Consider the following 19210-nt stretch of genomic DNA (forward strand, 5'->3'; position numbering starts at 1 on the left):
CCTATATAGCTTTTACTCATTATTGACTTTCCTTATTATACTAAATAACAGGTTTTATTTCTTTTTTTTCCTTGTTTCCTTTCTTAATTCCAAAAATTTTTCTATTATTTTTTTAATTCTACATATTTTTCCATTTTATATTTCCTTCCTTAATTTTTTAACTATTCTGGATATTTCAAGACTTTAATTTCTGGTATTTTCCATGGCTCTTGTATAAATACTTGTTCGGTTTCCATTCCACCTAAATACATTATTAATTAAATTTTAGACTAAAACAGTGTTTTATTATTCATTGGTTCCAGTTATATCCAATTTTTCCATTCTTTGGAAGTCATAGTTTTCACAACCAGTATTATTTTATGCCCCGATATTATTCTTTATTCAAGGTTGTCGAACAGATTTATTAATTCTAAAAATTAAATACATAACAACAAAAACAACAACTGTAATATTTATCACAAATAAATTAACAACACTAATTTTTCTTAACAATAAACTCGAAATAAATAACGTTCCGAATGAAAAAATCCTTGAAAAAAATGATTTCATTGAAGTTATTGCACTTATTTTTTCTTTTGACAGGATTTTATTAAAGTGAAATTCAAAATAGTAGTTAATTATAAAAAAAATTGTGCATAATGTTAGGTATATTCCTGTAAATATTAGATTATTTTTTAATATTACTACAGTTATTGCCATTAAAAATATTAAAATTAATAGTAAGTACAATTTTTTCGTATTTATAAGCAGAATATTTGTATTGTATGCAATAATCACAATTATTTGAAATAGCACATACATTACAAAAAAATTCTTTTCTCCAATTCCTTTATCTAAAAAAAGTTTTTGCCATAACTGAAAATGGCTTTGAATAAAAATTTGTATAATTCCAAAAAATATAAAATAATATTTTATCACTTTTTTTTCTTTCAATTCAGAAATACACTCAGCTATATGCTTTTTAAAAATTTGAAAGTTTATATTTTCATTTGCTTTTTTATTCTCATCGGAAAAAAATAAGGCTATTAGAAACATATTGAAAAATATTAAAACAATGGAAATAAAGTAAATATTTACACCTATTTTAAAATAAAGAAAAAATCCTATTCCTGAACCTAAAATAGAAGAAAAAGTCGAAATTTGCTTTTGATATTTTAAAAATTTTTGCAATCCAGTTTCATTATTTTTCAAACTATTTATTAAAACTACATCAATTGTTCCAGTTTCCAGTGCATTTGCCAATCCATATATTGTATATGCGACTGATAACCAAAACAGGCTTTTAAAAAATATAATTAGGAAAAAAGTTATAATCAATGTAAACAATGATAAAATATAGACTTTTTTTCGTGAATATAAATCCGACATTACTCCGCTTGGAATCTCAAAAATAATCATTGAAAGGTTAAAAAAAGACTGCATTAGCACAATCTGCGACATTAACAAGCCTTTTTTCAGAAAAAGTACAGTCAAAATGGAATGTGGCATTGTGGAAGCTAAAAATAGTAAAAAGGTGCTAATATAGTAAACTTTGGTATTTTTATCTATAAGATTCATAATTCTTGCCGCCTTTCCAATCTATTTTATCGTTAAATACTTTTTTACATAGTTCAACATTTGGCTGATAACCTTCAATTGCGGATGTATTATGTTTTGGATGATTTAATGAAAGCAAGAACTCTCCACCACCTGTTTCCATATCCAGCAATTTCATATTATTTTTCAAATACTATTTATGACTGTTCTAAAATCCCAAGGTAAATTTTCCTCTTCTGAATAACGTCCATGAATATGAGAAAAATTTAAGCAATCCCAAATATATCCAAAAATTCTGTGTTTGAATGTTAAATTATATTTCATGAAATTATATATGATCTTAATTTTTAATATATTTTTATTAAGTAAATTATATCATAAAAAATTTTATTTTTTTATTTTTTTGCAAGAAAAGTAATTAATCTACCACTTGTAGAAGCAGGAGACTTCTTGCTAGATTTTGTTAAAAATAGTTATTGTTGAATGATTTTTAATGAGAGAAATAACAGTTGTCTTTGTAATTACACGTACTTTTTCTTATGTAATCAATGTTATAAATCTGAATATTTCATTTTATAAAAAAATTTATAAAAATTTTATTTGACAAAATAATATTTTATGGTATAATGTAATCAAGAAATAATTGTAATCGTTTCAAAATAAAAATAATACTATAATTAAATTAGGAGGAAATTTATGTCTTTAATAGGAAAAAAAATTGAAAATTTTACAGCTCAGGCTTATCAAAATGAAGAATTTAGAGAAGTGAACTTTGAAAAGGACTTTTTAGGAAAATGGAATGTTGTTGTATTTTATCCAGCTGATTTTACATTTGTATGTCCGACAGAATTGGAAGATTTGGAAAATCATAGGGAAGAATTGGAAAAATTAGGATTTAACGTTTATTCAGTAAGTACAGATACTCACTTTACTCATAAAGCGTGGCACGATCATTCTGAAGCAATTGGAAAAGTTAAATATACAATGATTGGAGATCCTACAAAAGCTATTTCAAGAGAATTTGAAGTATTGAATGAAGAAAGCGGATTAGCTTATAGAGGAACTTTTGTTATAAATCCTGAAGGGAAGATTGTTGCTTACGAAGTAAATGATGAAGGAATCGGAAGAGATGCTTCTGAATTAGTAAGAAGAGCAAAAGCTGCAAAATTTGTTGCTGATAACCCAGGATTAGTTTGTCCTGCGAAATGGAAAGAAGGGGAAGCTACTTTAAAACCAGGATTAGATTTAGTAGGTAAAATCTAGGTTTTTTTTAAAAAAGTTATAAAATTGTACTTAAAGAGGAGGGAAAAATGGCTTTATTAGATAGCAATATTGTGGAACAGTTAAAAATGTACTTTGATAAAATTAATGGAAATATTGAATTAGTTTCATTTTTAGATGAAAGTGAAAAATCAAAAGAGCTGGACAGTTTTTTACAGGAAGTAGATGCTATTTCAGGAAAAGTAAATTATGTAAAAAAATCATTTGAAAATGACAAAGCTGATTTGGAAAAAGCAAAAATTACTCGTCCAATATCATTTACAATATTGAAAGATGGAGAAAATACTGGAATTAATTTTTCAGGGATTCCTGGTGGACACGAGTTTAACAGCTTTATTCTAGCTATTTTAGGATTAGCTGGATTAGGGAAAAAATTGGAGGGAGAACAGCTTGCAAAAGCAGAATCAGTTAATAAACCTGTAAATATTGAAACATTTATTTCATTATCCTGTACACATTGTCCAGATGTAGTTCAGGCATTGAACTTAATTTCTGCAAGCAATAAAAACATTACAGCAACAATGGTAGACAGTGCTGTATTCTTTGAAGAAGCAAAAGAAAAAGATATTCAGGCAGTACCAGTTGTCTTTATAGATGGAGAGCAAAAGTCAGTTGGTGCAAAAACTATCGAAGAATTACTGAATCTAGTTGTAAATGCTTAATAAAAAGTAAAATTTGTGAAGAGAGAAAATTGATTTATCTTAAGGAACAGAATAGTTTTTAGATAAAAAGAGCATGGCTTATGAACTAAATGAAAAAATCAAAAAGTTTATGAGTCGTGCTTTTTGTTTTTGAATAAAATAAATTTATTTAAATTACATGATAGTGTGAATAGTAAAAATATTAGCTAGAATAAGGAGAAATACGTAAATAGAGTAAAATTTAAACTTGCAAAAACTTATCTAATAATGATAAAATATTAAAAAGAGAAAATAAATTTGTGAGGTGAAAATAATGGGAACATTTGAAGATTATTTAAAATTTGAAGTTACTGAAGCTCAGGAAGATGAAAAACAGTTGAGAATTATAGAAAAAATTTCTTTATCAGAAGAAACTGAAAAGGCTATAAAAGGTATAGACAAGGATATTACAATTATCGCTGTAGCACAAGTTTACTGTCCCGATTGCCGTGCAACTGTCCCTTTCCTAAAAAAATTCAGCGACTTGAACAATAAAATAAAAATTGACTACCGTTCAAGAGAAACTGCCAAAGAATTTTTTCCAGATACAGATGAAAGAATAAAAATACCTACATTAATTTCGTATGTTGATGGAAAATATAATACTTTTTGGAATGAATTTCCAGATGTAGTGAGAAAGGAAATGGATAAAAATCCAGAAAATTTTGAAGACATTAAGTACAATTTCAGAATTGGAAAATTTAATGCACAAATTGAAAAGGAACTGGTTGACTACTTAACTTCTTTATAAAATAAAAAAATAAAAAGCAGGGAATAAGAATTTTTTACATTTTTTTCCTTGCTTTATTTTATAGACTTCCCCTTTTTCAAAGTCAAGCCGATAAAAGCTAAATAAATAAAAATTATTGTAACTTAACTTTAACTTCTTATTTTCAAAAAGAATGCAAGAATATTCAAAATCCAAAATTGTAAAGGGTAAAAAATATAGAAAAACCATTTGTGAATTGGTGCCTTGCTTCCTTTTTTTCCATTGTACAAAAATATGAATGGTAAAAATAAAAATGTTAAACCGTCGCTGTTATAGCAAAAACTGTCAAACCATGCTCTTGAATTAGGGTATTTAGCAGGATTTAACGATGGCGTAAATAATGGAATATATAACATATTCAAAATTAAAAATGTTATTACTTGCTTTTTTCTATTTCCATAAAATGCCCAAAAACTAATCATTGTAAACAAAGTCTGTATTCCACCTTCAAGCCCCATGATATAATTTCCAATCACAATTGGAACAAAAGAAAATGCCAATCCCAAAATAAAAAGAAAAATTCCTAAAATATTATAAATTACTTTTTTACTACTTCTCCCTTTTTGCAAGAAATAAATTATTGTAAATCCAATCGCAAGACTTAAAAAAATATTATCTACTATTTGATATCTTTCTCCTAGTATGATAAATGAAATTACATTTCCAAATTGCATCAAAATAGCGGCTATCCACAATCTTGCCATATATTTTTTACGGTTTCTTGTATGATAAAAGCCTTCCACTGTAAAAAATGCAAATAATGGTGCCACAAATCTTGTGATTAAATGAATCCAAGATGGTAAAAATCCTGAAAATACAAAAAATACTGAGTCTAAAAACATAAAAAATAAAGCAATATATTTCAACTGATTTGTATTTAATTTTTTCATAAAATCCTCCTAAAATATTATTTTTGTAAAAAATTATAACACTTTTATCAGATAAATTTATAATATTTTATATAAAATAATCTTTATTATTAAAAATAAATAAAATATTTTTAAAAATTGAACTAATAAATATAAAATTTTTATATTTGAAAAAATAAGCACATTATTTTTAATATATTTAGGTGTTGCACTTGATTATAAAATCCAGATTACAAATTCCAAAGCAAAAATTCCCAATCCTCATCCTTAGTTTCTTCATTATTTTCACAATTACAAATTTTCTCATAAAAAACTTTATACATCTTGCTTTTATACTTAAAAACCTTCATTTTATCTAAATTCTTTTCCAAAAACGAGTTCTCATAACTTCCAATCATAAAAAAATCACAATTATAGCCTTTCTTTTGAATAAATTTTACAGCTTTTCTAAATTCATTTTTATTTTTTTCCTCATCTGCATTTTTATCCTTTAAAACAAAATCCATATACAAAAAATTTGAAATTTTATTGATTTCAGGCATTTCTGGATATCCAAAAAAAGCTATTACTTTTCTAAATTTATACAAAAATTTATAAATTTTTTTGTAATCTGTAACAATATATTTTTTATTTGTCTTATTTTTCAGATAAATTTCAAAATTTCCATAGTTCAAAATTTCTTCATCCTTTACTATTAAATCGCCTTTTTTCACATTTTTCAAGCTAAAAAATACAATGTTTTTATAAAATTCATAAATTGGCATACTTTTTCGCCTTTTTGTCAAGATTCTTTGTGCTACTTTATTTTCTTCAAGAATAGTCGTAATTACGGTTTTTACTCCACATTTTTTCGCTTCTGTTATTAACATCTTGTAAGCCTTGCCAAAATTGACTTTATTTCTATATTCTTTTTTTATTCTAAATGAATTTAAATACCCGATATTATTTTTAAAAATAGAACAAGCCCCAACACCAACAAGATTGTCATTTTCAGTATCAATTCCTACCACGATAATCGGAGTTTTTTCGCTATCCTTATGCAATGATTCAAACAAATTCGGCACTTTCTCGTATTTTACCTGTACAAGCGATTCCATTTCCTCTTCATCCAGAATATTTCTTATTTCATCGCTATAATCACTATTTTGAATAATTTTAAATTCTATTTTTTTCATCTTTCCCCAATCTTCTGATTAAATCCCGTGCCATAACTTCTTTCCCAGTCGCAGGAAAAATTTTATCATAGCCATTCAGAACAATCTTTTTCCAACTTTCAATTAATTCTTCCTTATTCTCCCCAAATAAGGGAATTAACGGAAATTTAAAACACAAATTCTGAACCAGATCTCCACAAAACAAATATTTCTCATTATTTTTTTCATCAAAAACTGCAACCGAAACCGAATCATTTGAATGTCCTTTTGTTTCAATAATTTCCATATTTCCAAAACCGTATTCTGAAAGTAAAATCTTTTCCTGTTGTAAAAAATCAATAAAAATCACTTTTTCCATATCAGTTTTCTCCAATTTTGAAAAAATATTTTTACTAAAATTCTTTTTACTTTTCAATTTTTTAGAAATCTTCTCTGTAAATGGATAAAATCCATTTGGAATAACACTTTTTCCTGTTTCTAATATATTTTCAGAATTTCTATGTGCAATAACTCTAACATCTCCAATTTCATCAATGAGCATTTTCAGATTTCCTACATGATCAGAATGGGAATGGCTTAGAACTATCACTTTTATCTTTTTTATATCTCCAATTTTTTGAATCAGTTTTTTCAAAATTTTTTCCTTTTTCACATTTATCCCTGTATCTAGCAATAAATATTCATCATTTTTATTTTTAAATAAATACAAATTATTTAGACCGATTTTTATTTTTTCTATCATTTTTAGAAAGCTCCTTGATATTTTAATGAAAAACCTGCCAGTCCAGTAGATAGAACTGACAGGCATAAGGTGGGAAGAACAATGGGAATTTACTTAATTATTTTTGACTGTTAAAAAATAAAAAAGCAGCGATTATAACTGCTAAAACAGTCAAATCCCAGTTCATCATTGAGACCACCTCCCAACATATCGAACATAACATCAAGGTTTGTGAAGCCTTGACAAATGATTATAACATAAAAAAAAGTCCCATTCAATAATGAACAAGACTTTTTTTTCACAATTTGTTATATTCAATCTGTTGGTTTTTACTCAAAAGTATTATAACACTTCTAAAGATAAATTTCAATACTAAAAAATTAATTTTTTTTATTTTCTGTGGTATAATTTATTAAATAGATTATATTTAAAGGAGCATTTTATGAAAACAACCATAGATTTTATAATATTCTCAATTTTTTTTATTTTTATAAAAATCTTTAATTTTCTTTCACCCAAAATTCGTCTAAAAATATCTGAATTTATTGGTGTTTTGCTTTTTTATCTCATTCCAAAAGGAAGAAAATTGTCGTATCGTAACTTAAATTTGATTTTAAATGAACAAAATAGTTTTAATTATTCAAAGAAAAAAATCAAGGAAATTGCGATAAAATCTTATAAAAATACAGCAAAGTCGTTTTTACTGCCCTTCTGGATTTATGAATATTTTGAAAATTTTTCGCCAAAAATATATAATTCTGAATTACTGGAAAAATTAAAGAGTGAAAATGAACGGATTATTCTTGTTACTTCGCATTTTGGATTTTTTCACGCCAGCCTTTTTCCAACGAGAAACGATACAATGTTTATTCCAATTAGAATTATCTCAAACAAATTTATTGAATCTTATATGGATACAATCCGTTTTAAGAATAACATGACTTATTTTCCAGAACAAAATTACAAATCTTTTTTGAAAAATAAAAATTCAAAGGGCGTTTTTGTGCTTTTAAGTGACGTACGAAAACCAGATGGGGATAAAATCACATTTTTTGGCTTACCTACCACTAATTCAGGCTTTCCTGCCTATTTTTCCAAGAAAGAGAATATTCCGATTGTTATTATTCACAATGAAGTTGATGAAAACAATATTTGCCACATTTTTATAGACAAAGTTATCCATCCTGAAAATTACAAAAATAGACACGAAATAATGAAATCTATTTTAACTGAATACGAAAAAATTATCTTAAAACTGCCAGAGCAATGGTTCTGGTTTCAGGACAGATGGCGGGATGGAATATAACTTTTATTTTTCCTGTCCTTGAGTTTCAATATATCTTTTAAAAACTTACTGAATCTGTTCAATAACATAAGTTTTTTTTATTTTCACAAGGGGTCAATACCCCTTGCTTTAGAACATTTGTTTTATCAAATTCTAAATATAGTCGAACCATTTAAAATAGAACTATTAAAAATTATTTTGGAGCTTCATCCAAGTTTTGTGCATACGGTAAATCATATTTCCCCATAACTTCTTTTTTCAAATTAAAGTTTTGTGCAAAAAATATTGCAAACATTCCCAAATCATGGCTTCGTTTTAACTGCATAAATCCTCTTTTAAGTATTGAACGCCATCCAAAAAAACTTTTTCTTGCATTGGCACATTTTTTGGAAAGCTCATCGGGAGTTTGATCAGTTGGAAGAAAGGAAATTCGCCCATAAGGATAATTTTCATCCAGCCACCATTTTTCACTAAGAAGCCGTTTTTCTTCTCTTAATTTTCTATAAACGCCTGTTTTTGGGAATGGTACAAGATGGTTAAATGCTGCAAAATAAAATCCATGTTTTTTGGCAAATTTTACCGTTTCATCAAAAGTTTCCTTCGTGTCATTTCCATAACCGAATACAAAAGTAGCATAAATTCCGATTCCATAACTATGAATTTTTTCCGTCAGTTCATTTATTTCCCCAACGCCACTTCTCCAGCCTTTCCCCATATCCTTCAAAATATTTGGATTCATCGACTCGTACCCAATCAAAATCATTTTACATCCGCTTTTTTTCATCCAGTAAAGCAATTCATCATTTTTCGCAATGGTAATAGCCCCTTGCGTTACCCATTTTATATTTAATGGAGTAATCGCCTTGCAAATCTCAATCGCATGTTTATGATCCGCCACAAAATTATCATCAATAAAAAAAACATATTTCTTCCCAGAATTTTTTATATCCTGCACAATTTCCTCAATAGGGCGCCTAAAATACTTTTTCTCATAATAAGAATGTATTGCACAGAAATCACACGCAAAATTGCACCCACGCCCTGTTTCAATCAGTGCAAGCGGTGAATATTTCTTATCCTTGTAAATACTCCTGTCAGGCATTGCAAAAGACGTAGTTACTCCATAATACCGTTTTTCCAGCTTATTCTTGCTCAAATCGTTCAACATCTTTGTCCACACGCTTTCCGCGTTTCCCAAAATAATCGAATCAAAATGTTCCAGACATTCGTCAGGCTCTACAGTTGGATGATACCCCCCTGCAAGTACCTTTATCCCTCTTTTCTGAAATTTTTTTGCTATTTCGTAAGCCCTTTTGGCAGTATAAGTTTCCACAGAAATCACAACCAGATCTGTACTTTCCTCATAATTTATAAACTCATTCCTGTCATCCATAAAATTCGTTTCAACATCCTCAGGAGTTAAAGATTTTAAAACTGCAATCATAAGTGGCTCCATATTTTTCCATGTTTTTATATATTTCTGCCCTTTTTTCTTCCCAATGGCAGGCAGTATAAATGTTATTTTCACTGTTTTTCTCCTTTTTTCTCAACTTCTATTTATCAAATTTTATCTTCCCATACTTCCTGAATTTCCGTGCATGCTGCCTAGAAAATACTTCCAGAATGAATTTCAGCCCCTTATTCCTAGAAGTTTTCACTCTTCTTATAATTCGCTTGAAAGTGAAAGTGTCAAGCCACAATTTATAAAATTCCTTCTGCAATGTGTCGTAACTCATATTTTTAGGCTTGAATACGACTGTTTCAGTATCGTAGTAATACCAGTCCTCTGTAAGCAATCTGCCTTCTTCTTTTAACTGATTAAAAAAAGGTGTTCCTGGATACGGAGTAATTATGTTATATCTTGGCACATCTACCCCAATTTCCTCAATAATATCAGGAATTCGGCGAATTGACTCCACTGTGTCAGTTTCCATTCCTATCATAAGTGTGGAAAGGACTGATATTCCATAAGATTGAATTGTTTTTACGAGTTTTTTGTATTCTGCGACATTGTTAAATTTTTTATTTACCCCATCAAGATTTTCCTGAACAAAACTTTCCAAGCCAATAACCAAGCCTATACAGCCAGATTCTTTCATTAACTGAAGAATTTTTTTATCATTACCAATATTTATTGTTGCGGAAGCAGTCCATTTTATTTTTAATTTCTTCAATTCTTCCATTAGCTGAATGGCGTAATTTCTATTGCCTAAAAAGTTTGGATCAAGAAATATCCATTTTTTGGGCTTATTCGTTTTTATTTCATTTATCACGTAGTCTATGCTTTTTATCTGATTTTTTCCAGAATACATCTTTGTGATGGAACAATAGGAACATTTATTGGGACAGCCATTGTTTGCGACGATTGTGCCATAATTTTTGAAATATTTTTTATTTTTCAAAAGTTTTCGGTTTAATGGCTTCGGTTCATAATCATTTCCAACGAGGTTAAAATATTCTCTTTTTGGAGTTCCATTTGTAAAATCTTCAATAAACATCGGAAATGAAATTTCAGCAGCTCCCGTAATTACTGTATCAAAATATTGTAATGCCTCTTCTTTCAAAGCTGTCGCATAATGCCCGCCAATTAATGTATACGCTCCTTTACTTTTCCAAAACTTGGCAATTTCTTTTGCCCTTTTCGATCCTGAAATTACCGAAGAAATACAAATTAAGTCAAATTTTTCGTTTTCATATTTTTTAGAAGTAGCATCCCATTTTTCCACACCTTCATCCACAATAACAACATCAGCGTTATATTTTCTGTCAATTAGTGATTCCAGCGTTATTAACGTAATTTGCGGATAATATTTTCTTTTGTGAATCGAGTTGTATTTGTAAATGTTATCCTTTGCTAAAACAAGCATTATTCTCATAATTTTATTCCTTTTTTGTTATAAACTTCTTTTCGATTGATATAATTTACAGCAAGAAATACAAGAGCATGTTTAAAATTGGCAGCACCGTCAAACAGCCTTTTCCAGATACTCGAATGTCTGTTATATTCCACCTTGCACTTCAAAATTCCAGCCTCAAATTCCTCAATCGTCATATTATATGGCTCAAAGCACGCTTTCCCATAACGAAAGTTCTCGTCCAGCCACCATCTTTCATAAAGAAGTCTTCCTTCTTTTTTTAATCTTTCATAAAAAGGAGTTCCTGGTATCGGCAATGCCGGGTTAAAGCCTGCAAGGAAAAATTTATGCTTTTTAGAAAATTCCAAAATTTCATCAAAGCAGTTTTTATCATCATAATCATACCCAATTACATAGCTTGCATGTACAAGAATCTTATTTTTTTTATAAATATTAATAATTTTTTCATAGTCAAACTCATAATTTGCAACCTTTTTCATTTTCTTAATATTTTTTATATTTATATTCTCAAATCCCAGAAGCATTTCAATGCACCCTGCTTCTGACATCAATTTTATCAATTTCTCATCTCTTGCAATATCGATGCTGCCTTGACAAGCCCATTTTATTTTCAGTTTTTTCAATTCTTCAAACAGTTTTAGAGCTTTTTTCTTATTGGCAAAAATATTATCATCCACAAAATAAACAATTTTCGCCCTCTTATTCGTTCTAAAAATTTCCTTTACCTCATTTATCACATTCTCAACATCCCTATGTTGAAAATCTCCTTTGTGAACTGCCCCAATCGTGCAAAATTCACATTGATGCATACAGCCTCGCCCAAACTGAACTGGCACGACAAAAGAATATTTTTTCCCCTTGTAAATGCTCCTATCATAAACAACATTATTAATATCTGGCAATTTTCTACATTCATACCTCTTTTTCGGCACTCCGTTTTCCAAATCATTTAAAAATTCATTCCAAGTAACTTCTCCACTTCCTACACAAACCGTGTCCGCATGTTCCTGCACTTCATCAGGCATAAGCGAAGCGTGATACCCTCCAATCATCACATAAACTCCACGTTTCCTGTAATTTTCGGCTAGTTCATAAGCCCGTCTAGCAGTCATTGTAAACGTAGAAATTACAACCAAATCAACCTTAAGATCCATCGGAATATCCTCAATCCTATCATCAAAAAGCATAAGCTCATGTTTAGTCTTATCCGTAAGCCCTGAAAGCACCGCAAAAGCAAGCGGCTCTATCGCATCATTGGAACGTTTTCCCCCCATATTTGGGCGTAAAAAAGCTATTTTCATTTTTCTTCTCCTCCCTTTCTTACACATCTGTCTTTATTTTATACTATTCCCCATTTAAATAACGAAATTATTACAAACTTTTCTAATAAAGGGTATAAATCTAATATTTTAAAATAATTAAAATATAATTTTCATTTTTCAATCAGATTCTAGTTAAATAACCCGTCGGAGCATTTTTCTGTGCTGGCAAAACTGTCTGAGCATAGCGAGTTTTTTGTCAGTGCAGAAAAATGTCGTAGACTAGCCATAGGTTGTAGGATTTGCGGCAATGAGCAATCCTACGAAAATAAAAAGAAAAAATATAAATATAAATGAAAAAACTATTATTAATCAAAATTTCTTAACAAAAAAATAATTTATATGATTGTTTATTTAAAATTAACTAATTAATCTACATTTGGAATATCAGAATTATCTGTCATTTTTTCAAAAGTAAATTCCTCCAATTTATCGGCATAATGCCTATACCCCAAGTTAGTATTAAGCATAATTGGTGCAATAACGCTGAATCTTGCGATTCTTTTAAAAATCGAGCTTACTTTATAAGTTTCCCTCCAAGCGTAAATTCCACCTTCCTGAAGTTCCTGTGCTGTCATTTTTTTTGGATGAAATACAGCGTGCTGAACATCGTACATTGTCCAGTTTTTTTCAAAAATTCTACCTTGCTTTTCCAAATCATTATAAAGTTTTGTTTTAGGAAATGGAGTTAATATCGAGTATCTTGGCAAGTCAACTTTCATTTTTATTACTTCCTCCACAGTTCGCTTGAATATATCCTTGTCATCGCCATCTGCACCGAATGTAAAAGTTCCGTTTACAGCAATATCATAATGATGCAGCTTTTTCATAAGCAAATGGTAATCAGCCATAACATTTACCCCTTTATTCATAGCCCGCAGCGATTCCTTCGAGACAGCTTCAAATCCAATAAGCAAGCCTTTACAACCACTTTTTGCCATTAGCCTTATCATTTCGTCATCGTGAACAAGGTTGGAAGTTGCCAGCCCGAACCACCATTTTTTGAGAGGTATCAATTCAATAAACAGTTTTTTAGCATAATTTCTGTCAGCAATCAAATTTAAATCTATAAACAAAACTTCTTTTTTCTTAAAAGTTTCAATTTCTGCAATAATTTCATTAATTGGTCTTTTCAGTAATTTGGGGTATAAAGCCTTCCCAACGCAGAAGGAACAGTCGAAAGAACAGCCTTTTGTAGCTTCAATGCTATTTATGGAAACATATCTTTCCTTTTTCAAAAGTTCCCTTTTTGGTAATTTCAAATTTTCCAGGCTATTTTCCTTCTGCACATAAAATTTCTTTAAACTGTTATTTCTCGCATCTTCCATTATTTCCGTAAAAAGCCATTCAGAACGCCCAATTACAACAGAATCACAATGCTGTATCGCCTCTTCTGGACAAAGTGTCGGATGTGGTCCGCCTAAAATAACCTTTTTCCCTTTGCTTTTAAAGTATCTTGCGTATTTATACACTCTTTCCGAAGTTCCCGTAATAGAAGTCATAACCACAATATCCGCATCTAGTTCAAGCGGTATTTTTTCAATTGTTTCATCATGAATCACAACTTCGATGTCTTCTGGAATATACGCCGCAAGTGTCGATAATGTGAGCGGTGCATAGTGAATCGCCTTCTTAAATGTTCCGTTAAACCTGTACATTGCCCCTGCTGGTGCCAGTAATGCCACTTTCATTCTCCAAATCCTCCTGCAAATTTATTTTCCCAGCCAAAATTTTTATCTAGCAGCCGATATTTTATATCGCCTATTTTCTGCTTTTTCGATTTTTCAGCCGTATAAGTCTTTAATCCATTCTTTTCTATTAAAAATACTCTTACTTTCCTCAACTGTCCCAATTTATACGCATATTCATAATGAAATGCCTTGCATAAACTACTATTAATTTCCTTTTCAATTTGTTTCCAATTAAATTTTCTGCCATCTTTTTTTATTTCTAAGAACAAAGTATAAAAAATTCCCCCCGTTTCATTTTTTACTGGTGCAAACAGCAAAAATTCGCCCTTTATATTATTTTCTTCCAATGTTGTTAAAACCTGTTTTTCCACAAACGAATTTTTTAATTTTTCTCCCACAATATCAGAAAAATTATTTATTCTGCCAACAAACTTTACAATTGGAATTTTATGATAAAATCCTGCAACTTCCACTATATCATTCGTATTATATCTGTAAAGCCCTGCATTTGTCGTAACAACAACGCAATAACGCTCTCCCAGCTCCAATTCATCCAAAAGTTTTGGGCTCCTGTTTTCCAACTTATCATCAGAAACCTGAATAAATTCATAAAAAAACGAGGTATAGGCAGCAACGCTCCCATTTTGCACATTTTCCAGCGGAAAACTTACGATGCATTCCGTTGACATAAGCCCTTTTCCCTGAAATTTCAAATTTATGTTTTTTTTATCAAAATTCAATTTTTCCTTCAATTTTATAAAAATTTCATAGGAATCACTATCCGCCCAGCAGCTCACAAGCGAAAGCTTTTTCCAAATCACAGAGTAATCCACAAAGTTTTCCACAATTTTATTTCCTGATTTAGTTTCCAAATTCTTATTTTCAGCTATGATTTCATTCTCGTTATTTTTTTTCGTAATTTCTAAATTCTGAGTTTTATCATTTTTACTCAAAATATTTTTTTCATGTTCATTAAAATAATTTATCAAAAATTTACTTCTATTTTTTTTCCACAATTTCCTATACTTTTTCTGAATAATCTGAAAATACTTTTTATTTCCCAAATTTTTATCAGCAAAAAATTCAGTGCCTAAATCCTCGCTTTTTACAATTTGACAAATCACTTTATGATTTTTTTCAATAAAATCAAGCAAAATCATAAGAAACGATGGACTCCAGACAGAAATCATCGCAAGATTTTCTGACAAAAGCAGAAACACCGCTGTAATCAGCAAAAAATCCTCCATATTCTGAATACTTTTTATTTTTTTCGGAACTGTAAACAGTTTATTTAAAAAAAATGCAGAAACTTTATCAAAATATGAAGTATCATCTTCGATTCCCACGCGGATTCCTCCGCTAGTTACAGCTTCTCGCTTTAAAATGGGTGAAACAGACCAGTAGGAACTTCCAAGAAAAAGTCTTTTATTATTTTGATATAAATTGTAAATCCATGCAAAAACGCCATTCATATAGCTTTTCAAAAATTTCTCTGTGTATGGGATATATTTCACATTGGATGTGCTACCGCTCGTAAGTTCAAATAGCTTAATCTTATCACTCAAAAGAACATTGTTTTCCCCACTTTTCTCCTTTTCCACAAACTCTTTAATATCCTCATAATTTACAATCGGAATTTTATTCTGAAACTTTTCTATTAATTCTTTTTCATTTTCTGCATTTAAAATTTGGCTTTCTGTTTCAAAATTTTTTAAATATTCTGTATTTTTATTAGTTTTCAATATTTCCAAAAGTATTTTTACTTGCGTTTTCCGAATTTTACTTTTACTTTTTATATTGGAAACAAAATCTTTGTAGGATTTTTTACAAAAAAATATGAATAATCTGTTTAAAATCACATATTTTAAATTTTTTACTTCATAAAATTTACTTTTTTCACCGAATTCTTTCATCTAAATTATCTCCAATTGGCAAATCTTGAAATTTCTTTATAACAGCCTTCTGCCCAAAGCTCAAAAACAGATACATAATGGAAAATGGTATATTTTTTGTTCTTTTTAAAACATCAAAGGTTCTTCCCAAAATATTTTTTACAGAATGATATGCATATCTTACTGCAATACACCTGTCACGAAACTCATTTGTAGAAATATCATAAGGCTCAAAAAATAAATACGAATATTTTTGTGGCTCCAGCCACCACTTTTTGTACAAAAGCCTTCCTTCCTTTTCCATTTTAAAATAAAGTTCGGTATTTGGGAAAGGCACGAGATAGTTAAACTGGACAAATTCCAGATGGTTTTTCTGTGCAAATTTTACAGTATCTTCAAACGTAGTGCCGATTTTTTCCTCAAAACCAAAAACGAATGTGGCATAAATTCCAATATTGTATTTATGTATAATCCGTGTTGATTCCTCAATATCTCCCAGCTTGTAGCTCCATTCCTTTTTCATATTGTCAAGAGCCTCTTTATTTATTGACTCATATCCTATTAAAATAAAAAGGCATCCGCTATCTCGCATAGCCTCAAGCAGTTTCTCGTTTTTTGCCATCGTTATCGCCCCTTGCGAAATCCATTTTTTCTTTAACGGCTTTATCTTCTCACAAAGTTCCAACGCATATTTCGGATCTGCAACAAAGTTATCATCAGCAAAAAATATATATTTTGACTTTATATGCTTCAATTCTTCAATTACACTATCAACGGGTCTTTTAGCATACCGTTTCTTATTAACTGCCGAAATTGCGCAAAATTCACAGTGATGAGGACACCCGCGCCCAGTTTCCACAACTGAAATTAAATATTTTTTCTTAAAAATACTTCTGTCCGGTATTAAAAATTTATTGCTAAGCCCCCCAATATAAAGTTTCTTTTCCGTTCCATTCCTATAATCCTCAATAATTTTCTCCCAAATATCATCAGCATATCCCGTAACTACAGAATCTGCATGCTTCATAGCCTCATCTGGCACAAGCGAAGCATGTGTCCCCCCAACAATAACCTTCTTTCCTTTTTCTCTAAATCTTTTAGCAATCTCATATCCATGCCTTGCCGTATAAGTTTCCAAAGTAATCACAACAACATTTGCATCATTATCATAGTCAATCGCCTCAATCCTCTCATCAATTAGCTCACATTCAATATCATAAGGAGTCAATGCCCGCAAGTAAGCAAACGTAAGCGGCTCAAACGTCCTCAACTGAAAAATATATTTCTGTCCCTTTTTCTTCCCAAATCCAGGATAAACAAACAACATCTTCATAAAATTCACCTTTTTTATTTATTTAACTTCCGATATTTTAACACGTAAATCATTGAATTTTATTTTTTTTCAAAGCAAATTTTACTTTTTGAATCAAACTATTTAGTTTTAAAAATTAAAAAATTTCCTTCAAAACCCGTTTTCCTAAATTCGTCAGATTTTCAAAAGAAATTTCCGCAAGGCACACCAGCTCATCCCCTTTTTTATAATCAGGATTTTTCTCTAAAAAAAACTGTATATTTTTATTTTTCAACTGCTTTTCCGAAAGTACAATGACATTTTCCCTCAAAAAATCATTTGTTCCATCATTTTTTACAATTCCATTTTCCTTGCAATATCTGCTTCCGTATATTTTTTTAGCATAAATATCTTTTATTTTTTTCTCAATTTCACTTTCAACATAATCAACTTTTGGACAAAAATTTTTAAAATACGTTGGCAAATACATATACGTTTTTATTCCTTTAGAAATCAAAAACCAATAAGTTTTCACACCATTTTTCATATTTTTTTCACTTTCCAAAAGGCAATATTTTATCCACTCTTTCTGAAATTCGATTCCCCAAGAAAATCCCTTTTCAATAATTGTATCTCCAGAAAAAAATCCAGAAATTTTTTCACTATTTTCATTATTTTCATTTTTTAACTCGACATTTATTTTCTTTATTGTAGAAAATCCTTTCAATATTTCTCCATCAAATATCAAAAAAACATCATCCTTATCATATAAATCAGCCAGAAATTTCTCTTTCTTCATATTTTCATAATGTTTTTTCATTAAAGAAAACATTTCATTAACAATATTATTATCATTTTTTATACTGTCCATAGAAAAAATTTTACATATCATTTTCATAAAAAACTCCTTATCTTTTATTTATGCTTGAATATTATTTAATTTTATAGAAATATCGTTTAAATTTGGTTCAAAGATTATGACTATTGCTACTTAAACTCCAAGATTCTTTGATTTTATTAGTTTAATATTAAAGGATTTGAGCATATTATAAATTATACCTCAAATTTTATTTATTCCAAAATAACGATATTTGTAAATTTTTGCAAAAACACACATGGACTATAGTATTATTCTTATTATGTTTATACTTATCTTATTAACTATATTTTATGCACTAAATCTATTTTTCATAAATATTTATTTCAGAATTCCTTTTTCCACCTTTTTTCCCATGAACAATAACTAAATTCAGTTTTTTATATTTATTAATTTCGATTGATAAAATATTCATGTTATTTGCGTAAATATATCGAAATACATCGTTTAATCTATCATCTGGCACAATTACAAAAAATTCTCCATAATTTTTCAAAAGTCTTTTTATTTCATAAAAAAGCTCTTCCAATGTCAATAAAATTTCATATTTACTAATTTGTTCTGCTTCATTTTCAGGAAGTTTTCCAGAATTTATCTTTTTGTATGGAGGATTTGAAAAAATAAAATCGTATTCTCCTTTTATTGTTTTTATATCTTCATTAATTGAAGTTATTTTTTCTTCTAAATTATTTATTTTTATATTTTTTTTTAAAATTTCAAATATGTCTTTTTGAATTTCCACAGCAAAAATTTTTTCAAAAATTTCAATTTTAGAAAGTAGCAATGTTATTATTCCTTGCCCAGCTCCAATTTCCAGAATGGTCTTTTTTTCTTTATTTTTATATTTTGTATTAAAATATTTTTTTATAAATTCAGAAAGTAAAATTGCATCTTGTGTTATTTTTAGACCATTTTCATCAATAATCATTTTTTTGTTAACACTTTCAAGATTTTCAATATACCTCATTA

At 29.0% G+C, this 19210-nt stretch carries 17 protein-coding genes; 4 read left to right on the top strand and 13 right to left on the bottom strand.

Translation table 11 applies throughout. The annotated features are described in order from the left end of the window. Nucleotides 1-381: 381 nt before the first annotated feature. Complete coding sequence (locus LEBU_RS01425; RefSeq protein WP_012806383.1) at nucleotides 382-1557, bottom strand: MFS transporter; 1176 nt, start codon at nucleotides 1555-1557, stop codon at nucleotides 382-384. Next, entirely contained in the window at nucleotides 1541-1726 is a 186-nt protein-coding gene (locus tag LEBU_RS11655) for a hypothetical protein (RefSeq protein WP_238974495.1), read from the bottom strand. Before LEBU_RS11655 ends, LEBU_RS01425 begins: the two co-directional genes overlap by 17 nt. Nucleotides 1727-2232: 506 nt before the next feature. Here LEBU_RS11655 and ahpC point away from each other — a divergent pair. The 3 genes from ahpC to LEBU_RS01440 all read left to right on the top strand — a co-directional run bounded on the left by ahpC (nucleotide 2233) and on the right by LEBU_RS01440 (nucleotide 4248). Next, entirely contained in the window at nucleotides 2233-2799 is a 567-nt protein-coding gene (gene ahpC, locus LEBU_RS01430) for an alkyl hydroperoxide reductase subunit C (RefSeq protein WP_012806384.1), read from the top strand. A 47-nt stretch (nucleotides 2800-2846) separates the two neighbouring features. Next, nucleotides 2847-3479: a thioredoxin family protein gene (locus LEBU_RS01435; protein WP_012806385.1), complete on the top strand. Its 633-nt coding sequence runs from the start codon at nucleotides 2847-2849 to the stop codon at nucleotides 3477-3479. 292 nt (nucleotides 3480-3771) lie between these two features. Further along, nucleotides 3772-4248, top strand: a complete 477-nt coding sequence (locus LEBU_RS01440) for a thioredoxin family protein (RefSeq protein ID WP_012806386.1) — start codon at nucleotides 3772-3774, stop codon at nucleotides 4246-4248. Between the two features lie 128 nt (nucleotides 4249-4376). Here the strand turns inward: LEBU_RS01440 and LEBU_RS01445 are convergent, their stop codons facing one another. From LEBU_RS01445 to LEBU_RS01455, 3 genes are all read right to left on the bottom strand, one after another. Continuing rightward, nucleotides 4377-5156, bottom strand: a complete 780-nt coding sequence (locus tag LEBU_RS01445) for a TraX family protein (RefSeq protein ID WP_012806387.1) — start codon at nucleotides 5154-5156, stop codon at nucleotides 4377-4379. A gap of 209 nt (nucleotides 5157-5365) precedes the next feature. Then, nucleotides 5366-6310 (bottom strand): GNAT family N-acetyltransferase, encoded by a 945-nt coding sequence (locus LEBU_RS01450; RefSeq protein ID WP_012806388.1) that lies wholly within the window; start codon nucleotides 6308-6310, stop codon nucleotides 5366-5368. Continuing rightward, complete coding sequence (locus LEBU_RS01455; protein ID WP_012806389.1) at nucleotides 6291-7031, bottom strand: MBL fold metallo-hydrolase; 741 nt, start codon at nucleotides 7029-7031, stop codon at nucleotides 6291-6293. Before LEBU_RS01455 ends, LEBU_RS01450 begins: the two co-directional genes overlap by 20 nt. 421 nt (nucleotides 7032-7452) lie before the next feature. Here LEBU_RS01455 and LEBU_RS01460 point away from each other — a divergent pair, with 421 nt between their 5' ends. Then, nucleotides 7453-8316: a lysophospholipid acyltransferase family protein gene (locus tag LEBU_RS01460; protein ID WP_012806390.1), complete on the top strand. Its 864-nt coding sequence runs from the start codon at nucleotides 7453-7455 to the stop codon at nucleotides 8314-8316. 172 nt (nucleotides 8317-8488) lie between these two features. On the opposite strand, the gene LEBU_RS01465 is transcribed toward LEBU_RS01460, so the two are convergent. The 8 genes from LEBU_RS01465 to LEBU_RS01500 all read right to left on the bottom strand — a co-directional run bounded on the left by LEBU_RS01465 (nucleotide 8489) and on the right by LEBU_RS01500 (nucleotide 19208). Beyond that, nucleotides 8489-9823 carry a B12-binding domain-containing radical SAM protein gene (locus LEBU_RS01465; protein WP_012806391.1) on the bottom strand — a complete coding sequence of 445 codons (1335 nt, stop codon included), beginning with the start codon at nucleotides 9821-9823 and terminating at the stop codon, nucleotides 8489-8491. Between the two features lie 25 nt (nucleotides 9824-9848). Then, nucleotides 9849-11171: a B12-binding domain-containing radical SAM protein gene (locus tag LEBU_RS01470; protein ID WP_012806392.1), complete on the bottom strand. Its 1323-nt coding sequence runs from the start codon at nucleotides 11169-11171 to the stop codon at nucleotides 9849-9851. Next, nucleotides 11168-12472, bottom strand: coding sequence for a B12-binding domain-containing radical SAM protein (locus LEBU_RS01475; protein WP_012806393.1), 1305 nt, complete (start codon nucleotides 12470-12472; stop codon nucleotides 11168-11170). Before LEBU_RS01475 ends, LEBU_RS01470 begins: the two co-directional genes overlap by 4 nt. Nucleotides 12473-12858: 386 nt before the next feature. Continuing rightward, complete coding sequence (locus LEBU_RS01480) at nucleotides 12859-14181, bottom strand: B12-binding domain-containing radical SAM protein (protein ID WP_012806394.1); 1323 nt, start codon at nucleotides 14179-14181, stop codon at nucleotides 12859-12861. Next, nucleotides 14178-16094 carry a GH3 auxin-responsive promoter family protein gene (locus LEBU_RS01485; RefSeq protein ID WP_012806395.1) on the bottom strand — a complete coding sequence of 639 codons (1917 nt, stop codon included), beginning with the start codon at nucleotides 16092-16094 and terminating at the stop codon, nucleotides 14178-14180. Before LEBU_RS01485 ends, LEBU_RS01480 begins: the two co-directional genes overlap by 4 nt. Beyond that, a complete protein-coding gene (locus LEBU_RS01490; RefSeq protein WP_012806396.1) occupies nucleotides 16078-17406 on the bottom strand; it encodes a B12-binding domain-containing radical SAM protein in 1329 nt (442 codons plus the stop codon). The genes LEBU_RS01485 and LEBU_RS01490 overlap by 17 nt, the downstream gene beginning before the upstream one ends. Before the next feature lie 115 nt (nucleotides 17407-17521). Then, complete coding sequence (locus LEBU_RS01495; RefSeq protein WP_012806397.1) at nucleotides 17522-18262, bottom strand: hypothetical protein; 741 nt, start codon at nucleotides 18260-18262, stop codon at nucleotides 17522-17524. A gap of 283 nt (nucleotides 18263-18545) precedes the next feature. Beyond that, on the bottom strand, nucleotides 18546-19208 hold the full coding sequence (locus LEBU_RS01500) for a tRNA1(Val) (adenine(37)-N6)-methyltransferase (RefSeq protein WP_012806398.1): 663 nt from the start codon (nucleotides 19206-19208) through the stop codon (nucleotides 18546-18548). Nucleotides 19209-19210 lie beyond the last annotated feature (2 nt).

The sequence above is a fragment of the Leptotrichia buccalis C-1013-b genome, from assembly GCF_000023905.1.
Taxonomy (GTDB): Bacteria; Fusobacteriota; Fusobacteriia; order Fusobacteriales; family Leptotrichiaceae; genus Leptotrichia; species Leptotrichia buccalis.